General features: G+C 68.8%; 13 protein-coding genes. 4 read left to right on the forward strand and 9 right to left on the reverse strand.

Translation table 11 applies throughout. The annotated features are described in order from the left end of the window. Positions 1 to 18: 18 nt before the first annotated feature. Positions 19 to 1,023 (reverse strand): sulfotransferase, encoded by a 1,005-nt coding sequence (locus tag ABZ928_RS32300; RefSeq protein ID WP_361526787.1) that lies wholly within the window; start codon positions 1,021 to 1,023, stop codon positions 19 to 21. A gap of 208 nt (positions 1,024 to 1,231) precedes the next feature. Here ABZ928_RS32300 and ABZ928_RS32305 point away from each other — a divergent pair, with 208 nt between their 5' ends. Then, positions 1,232 to 2,029 carry an AbfB domain-containing protein gene (locus tag ABZ928_RS32305; RefSeq protein ID WP_361526790.1) on the forward strand — a complete coding sequence of 266 codons (798 nt, stop codon included), beginning with the start codon at positions 1,232 to 1,234 and terminating at the stop codon, positions 2,027 to 2,029. A gap of 87 nt (positions 2,030 to 2,116) precedes the next feature. Here ABZ928_RS32305 and ABZ928_RS32310 read toward each other — a convergent pair whose 3' ends face one another. From ABZ928_RS32310 to ABZ928_RS32345, 8 genes are all read right to left on the reverse strand, one after another. Further along, complete coding sequence (locus ABZ928_RS32310) at positions 2,117 to 2,449, reverse strand: metal-sulfur cluster assembly factor (protein ID WP_079308860.1); 333 nt, start codon at positions 2,447 to 2,449, stop codon at positions 2,117 to 2,119. Further along, a complete protein-coding gene (sufU, locus tag ABZ928_RS32315; RefSeq protein WP_361526793.1) occupies positions 2,446 to 2,925 on the reverse strand; it encodes a Fe-S cluster assembly sulfur transfer protein SufU in 480 nt (159 codons plus the stop codon). Before sufU ends, ABZ928_RS32310 begins: the two co-directional genes overlap by 4 nt. 15 nt (positions 2,926 to 2,940) lie before the next feature. Then, the gene (locus ABZ928_RS32320) at positions 2,941 to 4,197 is read right to left on the reverse strand and encodes a cysteine desulfurase (protein ID WP_361526796.1); all 1,257 of its coding nucleotides are present in this window, start codon (positions 4,195 to 4,197) and stop codon (positions 2,941 to 2,943) included. Beyond that, complete coding sequence (gene sufC / locus ABZ928_RS32325; protein WP_361526799.1) at positions 4,194 to 4,958, reverse strand: Fe-S cluster assembly ATPase SufC; 765 nt, start codon at positions 4,956 to 4,958, stop codon at positions 4,194 to 4,196. The genes ABZ928_RS32320 and sufC overlap by 4 nt, the downstream gene beginning before the upstream one ends. A 7-nt stretch (positions 4,959 to 4,965) precedes the next feature. Then, positions 4,966 to 5,283 carry a non-heme iron oxygenase ferredoxin subunit gene (locus ABZ928_RS32330; RefSeq protein ID WP_361526802.1) on the reverse strand — a complete coding sequence of 106 codons (318 nt, stop codon included), beginning with the start codon at positions 5,281 to 5,283 and terminating at the stop codon, positions 4,966 to 4,968. Beyond that, the gene (gene sufD, locus ABZ928_RS32335; RefSeq protein WP_361526805.1) at positions 5,283 to 6,464 is read right to left on the reverse strand and encodes a Fe-S cluster assembly protein SufD; all 1,182 of its coding nucleotides are present in this window, start codon (positions 6,462 to 6,464) and stop codon (positions 5,283 to 5,285) included. Before sufD ends, ABZ928_RS32330 begins: the two co-directional genes overlap by 1 nt. 80 nt (positions 6,465 to 6,544) lie before the next feature. Further along, positions 6,545 to 7,969, reverse strand: a complete 1,425-nt coding sequence (gene sufB / locus ABZ928_RS32340; protein WP_361526808.1) for a Fe-S cluster assembly protein SufB — start codon at positions 7,967 to 7,969, stop codon at positions 6,545 to 6,547. Then, entirely contained in the window at positions 7,966 to 8,709 is a 744-nt protein-coding gene (locus ABZ928_RS32345) for a metalloregulator ArsR/SmtB family transcription factor (protein ID WP_361526811.1), read from the reverse strand. The genes sufB and ABZ928_RS32345 overlap by 4 nt, the downstream gene beginning before the upstream one ends. Before the next feature lie 161 nt (positions 8,710 to 8,870). On the opposite strand from ABZ928_RS32345, the gene ABZ928_RS32350 reads away from it, so the two are divergent. From ABZ928_RS32350 to ABZ928_RS32360, 3 genes are read left to right on the forward strand one after another with little or no spacing between them, the layout of a single operon-like run. After that, positions 8,871 to 9,683 (forward strand): AAC(3) family N-acetyltransferase, encoded by an 813-nt coding sequence (locus ABZ928_RS32350; protein ID WP_361526814.1) that lies wholly within the window; start codon positions 8,871 to 8,873, stop codon positions 9,681 to 9,683. Between the two features lie 31 nt (positions 9,684 to 9,714). Beyond that, positions 9,715 to 10,638, forward strand: coding sequence for an ABC transporter ATP-binding protein (locus tag ABZ928_RS32355; protein WP_361526817.1), 924 nt, complete (start codon positions 9,715 to 9,717; stop codon positions 10,636 to 10,638). Further along, complete coding sequence (locus tag ABZ928_RS32360) at positions 10,635 to 11,405, forward strand: ABC transporter permease (RefSeq protein WP_361526820.1); 771 nt, start codon at positions 10,635 to 10,637, stop codon at positions 11,403 to 11,405. Before ABZ928_RS32355 ends, ABZ928_RS32360 begins: the two co-directional genes overlap by 4 nt. Positions 11,406 to 11,457: the final 52 nt, after the last annotated feature.

Consider the following 11,457-nt stretch of genomic DNA (forward strand, 5'->3'; position numbering starts at 1 on the left):
CGTGAACATCGTGAACTCCTAGGCGCTGAACGGCCGGGCCGCCGACACGGGGCCCGGTTCGCGCACCCGCGCCAGGCGGTCGAGCAGCCGCCGCTTGGTGTGGGCGGCGCGGCGCAGGGCGGAGACCCTTCGGTAGCGGAGCAGTTCGGCGGGGTCGGGCCGGACGGCTCCGCTCAATGCGTAGCCGTTGCGGGCGAGGCGCTCCCCCAACACGGCCTCGCACAGCCGTATCTGATCGGGCGTCAGCCGCTGCTGCCAGCTGCCCGCGCGGGAGGTGTCCAGGGCGCCGTGGGTGCGCCGGTGCCAGGTCTTGCGGGCGGGGACGGCCCGGTGCGCCATGCGGCTCGGCTCGGTCATCTCGGGCACGTACTCCTCGCCCAAGTATCCGCAGAGCGCCCGGAGTTGCGGCTCGGGGTCGGCGACCAGGTCCTCGAAGCGCAGTTCGTGCCAGCTGTCGGGGCCGAGGCGGTGCGCGTAGCGCCGGGTGACGTCCATGACCTGCGCCCAGGTGGCAACGGCCTCGTGGAAGCCGCGGTGCCACCAGGGCATCCCGAGCAGCGAGGCGACACAGTCCCGTCCGTCGCGTACGAGGTGCACGAACTGGGCGTCCGGGAAGAGCCGCAGGATCTCCTCGACATGCAGGGCGTACGCGGGCCGCTTGTCGCCCCAGCGCACCTTGCCGTGGCTCTCGGCGTAGGCCTTGAGCGCGATGCCGAGCGCGGAGCCCAGGGTGGGCGGCCCGCCCTCGATGCGCCGGGCGACGGTCCCGGCGTCCAGGCCCAGCTCGTGGAAGCGGGTCTCCTCGCGCCCGGTGATCCAGTACGCGAGGCCGGCCCGGTTGTCAGGGTCGCGCAGGTCGCCGAAGCCCAGGCGTCGCTCGTAGGCGGGCAGGACGAAGCGGGTCTCCGGGGGCAGTGCGATGCGCGGGTGCGCGTGCAGCATGAGCTGGAGCAGGGTGGTGCCGGAACGGGGGCAGCCGAGCACGAAGACGGGGCGTACGGAGGGCGAAACGGAAGTAACCACGGTGCCACGCTGCCGCCGTGGGCTGGGACCGGCCTGGGAGGGCGCTGAGAACCCCTGTGAAAGCCGATGAGAAAACGATGTGGATACCGCTCGATCCAAACTGCTGTTTGATCACCACAGGTTCCACTACTGTGCCATCTGATTCACCGTTCACCTACCGCGCCGTCACGGCTGCGGCCTCCCCCATGGGCTGCCAGAGGAACCGCGCATGCCAGAAGACAAGCCCCAGCCGCCACCGGACCGACCGTGGGAATCCGGCTGGGCACCAGACACCTCCCGGGCGCCCGGGACTCGAAGGCTCTATCTCGCGGGCGCGTTGGCGGTGGCCACGATCGTCGCGTGCGTGACGGCCATATCCGTCACGAACCAGAGCCCCGAGAACCGGGCGAAGTCGGCGTCCCCGTCGGACGACTCGACGCTGCCGGGTCTCATCTCCTACGCCACCCCGTCCGACACCGCCACGATGCCGCCCAAGGGAAAGAGCGGCCTGGCGAGCCCCGTAGAGTCCACGTCCCCCGCGGGCGGACCTGCCTCGTCCTCCGCACCCGCCCCCGATCCGACGACCAAGTCGCCTTCCTCCAAGCCGAGTTCGCCTTCGGCTCCGAAGCCGACGGCCACCTGGCGCTCGGTCCGTTCGGTCAACTACCCCGACCGCTACTGGCATGTGCGCGACGGCTACGTGAAGCTGGACCGCGAGGCCTCCACCTTCAAGCTGGTCAAGGGCCTGGCCAACAGCTCCTGTTACTCCTTCGCCACGGCCGACGGCGCCTATCTCCGCCATCGCAGCTTCGTCCTCGTCGCCAATATCAACGACGGCTCGTCCCTGTTCAAGCAGGACGCGACGTTCTGCCCCCGCGCCTCGTCCGTCTACGGCGCGATCATGCTGGAGTCGGTGAACTACCCCGGCCGCTTCCTGCGCCACCAGAACTTCCAGTTGAAACTGGACCCGTTCGAGAACAGCTCCCTGTATCGCGCGGACTCGGCGTTCCAACTGGTGACCCGGTGAGCCCGAGCATGAGAGAACGAGCGTGAGAAAACGAGCATGAGAAAACGGCGGCGCCCCCCAAGGGCACCGCCGTTCGTCGTATCGCTCTCAGACGTTGAACCCGAGCGCACGAAGCTGCTCGCGCCCGTCGTCCGTGATCTTGTCCGGGCCCCACGGCGGCATCCAGACCCAGTTGATGCGCAGCTCGTTGACGAGGCCGTCCGTGGCGGACTTGGCCTGGTCCTCGATGACATCGGTCAGCGGGCAGGCCGCCGAGGTCAGGGTCATGTCGATCGTCGCGATGTTCGCGTCGTCGATGTGGATGCCGTAGATCAGACCGAGGTTGACGACATCGATGCCCAGCTCGGGGTCGACGACGTCGTACAGCGCCTCGCGGATCTCCTCCTCCGAGGCCGGCTTCATCTCAAGCGTCTCGCTCATGCCGTCTTCCTTTCGGCGTCGGCCCCGCCCAGGGCCTGGGCCGTCGCGTCCTTCCACGCCATCCAGCTGAGGAGGGCGCACTTGACCCGGGCCGGGTACTTGGAGACACCGGCGAACGCGACCGCGTCCTCCAGCACCTCCTCCATGGCGTCGTCGGGCTCGATCTTGCCCTTGGACTGCATCAGCTCCAGGAAGGTCTCCTGGATCTTCTGCGCCTCGGCGAGCTCCTTGCCGACGAGGAGGTCGTTCAGCACGGAGGCGGAGGCCTGGCTGATCGAGCAGCCCTGGCCCTCGTACGAGATGTCCGCGATCTGCGCAGTACCGTCGCCGAAGGCATACTTCACGCGCAGCGTGATCTCGTCGCCGCACGTCGGGTTGACGTGGTGCACCTCGGCGTCGCCATCCCGAAGACCGCGCCCGTGCGGGTGCTTGTAGTGGTCCAGGATGACTTCCTGGTACATCGAATCAAGCTTCACGACTCAGCCAGCTCCTCAGCCGAAGAAGTTCCGTACGTGCTCCAGGCCGTCGACCAGTGCGTCGATCTCGGCCGGCGTGGAGTACAGATAGAACGACGCTCGCGTGGTCGCAGGAATTCCGTAGCGGAGGCAGACCGGGCGGGCGCAGTGGTGACCCACCCGGACCGCGATGCCCTGCTCGTCCAGTACCTGGCCCACGTCGTGCGGGTGGATGTCGCCGAGCGTGAAGGAGATCGCCGCGCCGCGCTCCTCGGCCGTGGCCGGGCCGATGATCCGCAGGTCCGGGACCTCGGTGAGGCGCTTGACCGCGTACTCGGTGATCGCGTGCTCATGGGCGAGGATCTTGTCCATGCCGATCGAGTTGAGGTAGTCGATCGCCGCGCCCAGACCCACGGCCTGCGCGATCGGCGGCGTACCCGCCTCGAACTTGTGCGGAGCCGGCGCGTACGTCGACGAGTGCATCGACACCGTCTCGATCATCTCGCCGCCGCCCAGGAACGGGGGCAGGTCCTCCAGGAGCTCCTGGCGGCCCCACAGCACGCCGATGCCCGTCGGACCGCACATCTTGTGGCCGGTGAAGGCCACGAAGTCGGCCTGGAGCGACTGCACGTCGAGCGGCATGTGCGGCGCGGCCTGCGAAGCGTCGATGCAGACCAGGGCGCCGACCTCCTGCGCCCGGCGCACTATCGCCTCGACCGGGTTGATCGTGCCGAGGATGTTCGACACCAGCACGAAGGAGACGATCTTCGTCTTCTCCGTGATGATCTCGTCGATGTTGGAGAGGTCGAGACGGCCGTCGTCGGTCAGGCCGAACCACTTCAGCTTCGCGCCCGTGCGCTGCGAGAGCAGCTGCCACGGCACGATGTTGGAGTGGTGCTCCATCTCCGTGATGACGATCTCGGTCTCGTGGTCCACGCGGTAGGGCTCGTCGGCCCAGCCGAGCATGTTGGCCACGAGGTTGAGCGACTCGGAGGCGTTCTTGGTGAAGATCACCTCGTCGCGCGAGGGCGCGTTGATGAACGACGCGACCTTGTCCCGCGCGCCCTCGTACAGCGCCGTGGCCTCCTCGGCGAGCACATGCACACCGCGGTGGACGTTGGCGTTGTAGCGCTCGTAGTACTCGCTCAGGGCGTCCAGCACCTGGCGCGGCTTCTGCGAGGTCGCCGCGTTGTCCAGGTACACGAGCTTCTTACCGTCGTGGACCTGGCGGTCCAGGATGGGGAAGTCCTTGCGGATCGCCTCGGTGTCGAGGAGGCCCGGCAGCTGTGTCACGCGGATGCGCCACCCTTCGTGTAAGCCTCGTAGCCCTCGGCCTCCAGCTTGTCGGCGAGCTCGGGGCCACCCGACTCGACGATCTTGCCGTTGGCGAACACGTGCACGTGGTCGGGCTTGATGTAGCGCAGGATGCGCGTGTAGTGCGTGATCAGCAGGGTGCCGACCTCGCCGGTCTCGCGGACGCGGTTGACGCCCTCGGAGACGATGCGAAGAGCGTCGACGTCCAGACCGGAGTCCGTCTCGTCGAGGATCGCGACCTTCGGCTTGAGCAGCTCCAGCTGGAGGATCTCGTGGCGCTTCTTCTCACCGCCGGAGAAACCCTCGTTGACGTTGCGCTCGGCGAAGGAGGGGTCCATGTTGAGGCGCTCCATGGCCTCCTTGACCTCCTTCACCCAGGTGCGCAGCTTGGGGGCCTCGCCGCGGATGGCGGTGGCGGAGGTGCGGAGGAAGTTGGAGACGGAGACACCCGGGACCTCGACCGGGTACTGCATCGCCAGGAACAGGCCCGCGCGGGCGCGCTCGTCGACGGACATCTCCAGGACGTCCTCGCCGTCGAGCAGCACGGTGCCGCCGGTGATCGTGTACTTCGGGTGACCGGCCAGCGAGTAGGCGAGGGTCGACTTGCCGGAGCCGTTGGGGCCCATGATGGCGTGCGTCTCGCCCTGCTTCACGGTCAGGTCGACGCCCTTGAGGATCTCCTTCGTGGCGTTGTCGGCCTCGACGGTGACGTGCAGGTCGCGGATTTCAAGCGTTGCCATGGGTGCCTCAGGACTCCTGGTTGAGGGAGACGAGCACGTCGTCCCCTTCGATCTTTACGGGGTATACGGGGACGGGGCGCGTCGCGGGAAGGCCGGACGGCTTGCCGGTGCGGAGGTCGAACGCGGAGCCGTGCAGCCAGCACTCGATCTGGCAGTCCTCCACCTCGCCCTCGGAGAGGGAGACGTTCGCGTGGGAGCAGATGTCGTGGATGGCGAACACCTCGCCCTCGGTCCGCACGACCGAGACCGGCGTGCCGTCGAGTTCCACCCGCTTCGGGGTGTCCTCCTCCAGCTCGCTCAGCCCACAGGCGCGTACGAAGCTCATCAGACCGTGGCCTCCAGCTCGGCCTCGATCTTTTCGAGCAGCCGAGTCTCGATGTCCTCGACGCCGATCTGCTGGACCAGCTCGGCGAAGAAGCCGCGGACCACCAGGCGACGGGCCTCGTCGGCGGGGATGCCGCGGGCCATCAGGTAGAAGAGCTGCTCGTCGTCGAAGCGGCCAGTCGCGGAGGCGTGGCCGGCGCCGACGATCTCGCCGGTCTCGATCTCCAGGTTCGGCACCGAGTCGACCCGGGCGCCGTCCGTGAGGACGAGGTTCCGGTTCATCTCGTAGGTGTCGGTGCCCTCGGCCTTGGCCTCGATGAGCACGTCACCGATCCACACGGCGTGCGCGTCGTCGCCCTGGAGCGCGCCCTTGTAGACGACGTTGGACTTGCAGTGCGGGGTGTTGTGGTCGACCAGGAGGCGGTGCTCCTGGTGCTGGCCGGCATCGGTGAAGTAGAGCCCGAAGAGCTCGGCCTCACCACCGGTACCGGCGTACGCGACCCGCGGGTGCAGCCGTACGAGGTCGCCGCCGAAGGTGACGACCACGGACTTGAAGGAGGCGTCCCGGCCGATGAGCGCGTTGTGCTGCGCCACGTGGACGGCCTTGTCGTCCCAGTCCTGGACGGAGACGACGGTCAGCTTGGCGCCGTCGCCGAGGACGAAGTCCACGTTGGCGGCGGTCACCACGTCACCGGTGTGGTCGATGACCACGACGGCCTCGGCGAAGTCGCCCAGCTCGATCAGCTGGTGGGCGTAGGCGACACCACCCTCGCCGTGCACGGCGATCCGGATCGGCTCAGTGAGCACCGCCTCCTTGGGGACGGAGATGACACCGGCCCGCTCGAAGGACGAGTACGCCTGGGCGGCGACGCGGTCCACGGGGGTGCCCGCCTTGCCGAGGCGCGGGTCGTCACGGCCGACGAGCTCGACGGTGACGCCCTCGGGCGCCTGGATGTCCACCTTCACGCCCTCGCCGGTCGCGACCGCGGTGCCGTCGTGCAGCCCGCGCAGGCGCTCCAGCGGGGTGAACCGCCACTCCTCCTCGCGGCCGTGCGGGACCGGGAAGTCCGCCACGTCGAAGGACGGGGGCGCGCTCATGCGCGTGGCGACGGTCGACTCGGCGGCCACCGCGATCGAGCCGGCGGTGGTGGACCCCACCGGGATGTTCTGAGCCTCAGCCATGGCTGTCGGTTTGCTCTCTTCCTGACGCTTATAAGACTTACGACGGAGGGGTGGGCCGGTGTCGGCCCACCGGGCCGGTGTTAACCGACCGCGCCCTCCATCTGGAGCTCGATCAGCCGGTTGAGCTCAAGGGCGTACTCCATCGGCAGCTCCTTCGCGATGGGCTCGACGAAGCCGCGCACGATCATCGCCATCGCCTCGAACTCGCTCAGACCACGGCTCATCAGGTAGAAGAGCTGGTCCTCGGAGACCTTGGAGACGGTCGCCTCGTGGCCCATGGACACGTCGTCCTCGCGGACGTCCACGTAGGGGTACGTGTCGGAGCGGGAGATGGTGTCGACGAGCAGCGCGTCGCACAGCACGTTGGACTTGGAGCCGTGGGCGCCCTCACCGATCTCGACGAGACCGCGGTAGGACGTACGACCGCCACCGCGCGCGACGGACTTCGACACGATGTTGGAGGAGGTGTTCGGCGCCATGTGGACCATCTTGGAGCCGGCGTCCTGGTGCTGCCCCTCGCCCGCGAAGGCGATGGAGAGGGTCTCGCCCTTGGCGTGCTCGCCCATCAGGTAGACGGCCGGGTACTTCATGGTGACCTTGGAGCCGATGTTGCCGTCGATCCACTCCATGGTCGCGCCCTCGTACGCCACGGCGCGCTTGGTGACCAGGTTGTAGACGTTGTTCGACCAGTTCTGGATGGTCGTGTAGCGGCAGCGGGCGTTCTTCTTGACGATGATCTCGACGACCGCGGAGTGCAGCGAGTCCGACTTGTAGATCGGCGCCGTACAGCCCTCGACGTAGTGCACGTAGGCACCCTCGTCGACGATGATCAGCGTCCGCTCGAACTGGCCCATGTTCTCCGTGTTGATACGGAAGTAGGCCTGGAGCGGGATCTCGACGTGCACGCCCTTCGGCACGTAGATGAAGGAGCCGCCGGACCACACCGCGGTGTTCAGCGACGCGAACTTGTTGTCGCCGACCGGGATGACGGTGCCGAAGTACTCCTTGAAGAGCTCCGGGTGCTCCTTGAGGGCGGTGTCGGTGTCGAGGAAGATGACGCCCTGCTCCTCCAGGTCCTCGCGGATCTGGTGGTAGACGACCTCGGACTCGTACTGGGCCGCGACACCGGCGACGAGGCGCTGCTTCTCCGCCTCGGGGATGCCGAGCTTGTCGTACGTGTTCTTGATGTCCTCGGGCAGGTCCTCCCAGGACTCCGCCTGCTTCTCCGTGGAGCGCACGAAGTACTTGATGTTGTCGAAGTCGATGCCGGAGAGGTCGGAGCCCCAGTTCGGCATGGGCTTCTTGTCGAACAGGCGCAGGCCCTTCAGGCGGAGCTTGGTCATCCACTCCGGCTCGGACTTCTTGGCGGAGATGTCGCGGACGACGTCCTCGTTGATGCCGCGTCGCGCCGATGCACCGGCCGTGTCGGAGTCCGCCCAGCCGTATTCGTACTTACCCAGGCCCTCGAGCTCGGGGTGGGCAGTCTCCTCGATGGGGAGAGTCATGCGGGGTTCCTCCCGGCCGTGCTTGCAGATGCGTTATGTGTGGTGTGGGAAATCTTTGGGATGAACGTCGTGCAGACGCCGTCACCGTGCGCGATGGTCGCCAGTCGCTGGACGTGCGTTCCGAGCAGCTGGGAGAAGATCTCGGTCTCCGCCTCGCAGAGCTGCGGGAACTTTTCCGCGACGTGGGCGACGGGGCAGTGGTGCTGGCACAGCTGCTCGCCGACCGGTGCGCTGCGCGCCGTAGCAGCGTACCCGTCCGCGCTCAAGGCCTTGGCCAGGGCTTCGGTCCGCTCCTCGGGGGCGGCGGACTCGATGGCCCGTCGGTACGCGGTCGCCTGCTCGGCGATCCTGGCGCGCGCGAAGGCGATGACGGCCTCGTCCCCGCCGAAGCGCTCCCTGATGAAGTTGAGGGCGTCCGCGGCGAGCTTGTCGTAGGACTGGTCGAAGGCGTCCCGGCCGCAGTCGGTGAGCGCGAAGACCTTCGCGGGACGGCCACGCGTGCGTGCGCCGTAGACCCGCTGCTCGCGTGCCTCCACGACGTCGTCGGCGACCAGCGCGTCGAGATGCCTGCGTACGGCGGCCTGGGTGAGGCCCAGCCGCCCGGCCAGCTCGGCGACGGTCGACGGCCCGTGGTCCAGGATGGACCGCGCGACACGGTTGCGCGTCGAGCGCTCCCCGGTCGCGAGCTCCTCCTGAGGGGCCCCCGTGGGGGTCTCCCGAGCCTCGCCGACGTTTTTCACAACGCCATTGTTGCGTAATTCCTCAGAGCCGGGCAACCCGCGTCCGCGCCGATCGACGGTGCGGTGCATCACTTAGGTAAAGCTAACCTGACCTGCGGAAACGATCTTTGATCGATCAATTCGGTGGCATCCCCGACCCCCTTCCGGGACACTCCAGAACCATGCCCACACCCCCTCCGACCGGCCCTCTTGTCACCCGCGGCACAGTCGCCGCACAGCTGCGCGAGCTGGGCGTACGCGACGGCGAGACCCTCCTCGTCCACTCCTCCCTGAAGTCGCTCGGCTGGGTCTGCGGCGGCCCTGTAGCCGTCGTCCAGGGACTCCTCGACGCTCTCGGCCCGACGGGCACCCTCGTGGTCCCCACCCAGACCGGCGAGCTCTCGGACCCGGCCCTGTGGGGAAACCCGCCGGTGCCCGAGGAGTGGTGGGAGCCGATCCGCGCGTCCATGCCGCCGTACGACCCCCAGGTCACCCCCTGCCGCCACGTCGGCGTGCTCCCGGAGACCGTCCGCACCTGGCCCGGCGCCCTGCGCAGCGCGCACCCGCAGACGTCGTTCGCGGCGATCGGCGCACACGCGCGTGAGGTGATCGACGGACACGCCACCGACTGCCGCCTCGGCGAACAGAGCCCCCTGGCCCGTCTCGAAGCCCGCCACGCGCGCGTGCTCCTCCTCGGCGCCGGCTACGACACCTGCACCAGCTTCCATCTCGCCGAGTACCGCATACCGTCCCCGCTCGTGAAGGTCGGCCGCCCGGGCCCGACCGGCTGGGAGACGGTGACCGAGGTGTCCATCTCCTCCGACCGCTTCGACGAGCTGGGGCACGACTTCGAGCGGGACCGTCCCGTCGTACGGGGCAAGGTGGGCGCGGCCGACGCGCGGCTGTTCCCGGTGGCCGACGCGGTGGCGTACGCGGAGCGGTGGCTGGCGGTGCACCGGCCCCGTGAGGAGGAGATCCCGCACCCGCCCGCCTGAGGAGCCGAGCGCGTACCTAGACTCTTGAGCCATGCGAAGTGAGCCCGTGGTCCAGGTCCAGGCCCTGGTGAAGCGGTACGGCACGAAGACCGCGGTGAACGGCCTCGACCTGGTGGCCGCGGCGGGGGTGACCGCCGTACTCGGTCCCAACGGGGCGGGCAAGACGACCACGGTCGAGACCTGCGAGGGGTACCGGAAGCCGGACTCCGGCACGGTGCGCGTCCTGGGCCTCGACCCGGTGAGACAGTCCCGCGCACTGCACACCCGGATCGGCGTGATGCTCCAGTCCGGTGGCGTCTACTCGGGCGCCCGCGCGGACGAGATGCTGCGCCATGTCGCCAAGCTGCACGCCCACCCGCTGGACGTGGACGCGCTCATCGAGCGCCTGGGTCTCGGCAGTTGCGGCCGGACCACGTACCGCCGTCTCTCGGGCGGCCAGCAGCAGCGCCTCGCGCTCGCGATGGCCGTGGTGGGCCGCCCGGAGCTGGTGTTCCTCGACGAGCCGACCGCCGGTCTCGACCCGCAGGCCCGGCACGCCACCTGGGACCTGGTCCGCGATCTGCGCGCCGACGGCGTCTCCGTCATCCTCACCACGCACCACATGGACGAGGCCGAGCAGCTCGCCGACGACGTCGCGATCATCGACGCGGGCAAGGTCATCGCCCAGGGCTCCCCCGAGGAGCTGTGCAAGGGCGGCGCCGAGAACACCCTCCGCTTCACCGGCCGCCCGGGGCTCGATGTGGGCTCGCTGCTGAAGGCGCTCCCGGCGGACTGCACGGCGGCGGAGCTGACGCCGGGCTCCTACCGGGTCGGCGGCAAGGTCGACCCGCAGCTGCTGGCCACCGTCACCTCCTGGTGTGCGCAGCACGGCGTGATGCCGGAGAAGATCTCGGTCGAACGGCACACGCTGGAAGACGTATTCCTGGAGCTGACCGGCAAGGAGTTGCGCTCGTGACCACGACCGGTGTCTACACCCCGAAGCCGGGCGCGGCGCCGATGGGGCGCATGATCGCGGCGCAGGCGGCGCTGGAGACGAAGATGCTCCTGCGCAACGGCGAACAGCTGCTGCTGACCGTCGTGATCCCGACCCTCCTCCTGGTCCTGTTCAGCTCGGTCGACATCGTGGACACGGGCGCGGGCGACGCGGTCGACTTCCTGACCCCCGGCATCCTCGCGCTCGCGGTGATGTCCACGGCCTTCACGGGCCAGGCGATCGCGACGGGCTTCGAGCGCCGCTACGGCGTCCTGAAGCGCCTCGCCGCCTCCCCGCTCCCCCGCTGGGGCCTGATGACGGCGAAGACGGCGTCGGTCCTGGTCACGGAGATCCTCCAGATCGCCCTCCTGACGGTGATCGCCTTCGCGCTGGGCTGGGACCCCCAGGGGAATCCGGCGGCCGTGCTGCTGTCGCTGATCCTGGGCACGGCCGCCTTCTCGGGCCTGGGCCTCCTGATGGCGGGCACCCTGAAGGCGGAGGCGACGCTCGCCGCCGCCAACCTGGTCTTCCTGCTCCTCCTCGTCGGCGGCGGCGTCATCGTCCCGATGGACAAGTTCCCCGCCGGCGCGCAGGACGTCCTCGGCCTGCTCCCCATCTCGGCGTTGTCGGACGGCCTGCGGGACGTGTTGCAGCACGGGGCCGGGATGCCGTGGGGTGACCTGGGGATTCTCACGGTGTGGGCGGTCGTGGGCCTGGCGGCGGCGGGAAAGTTCTTCCGCTGGGAGTAGGGCCGGGAGCGGTTGGGAGCGGGAGGGACCATGGACCCTCGTGAAAGCGTGC

The sequence above is a fragment of the Streptomyces sp. NPDC046909 genome (assembly GCF_040644695.1).
In the GTDB taxonomy this organism is placed as follows: Bacteria; Actinomycetota; Actinomycetes; order Streptomycetales; family Streptomycetaceae; genus Streptomyces.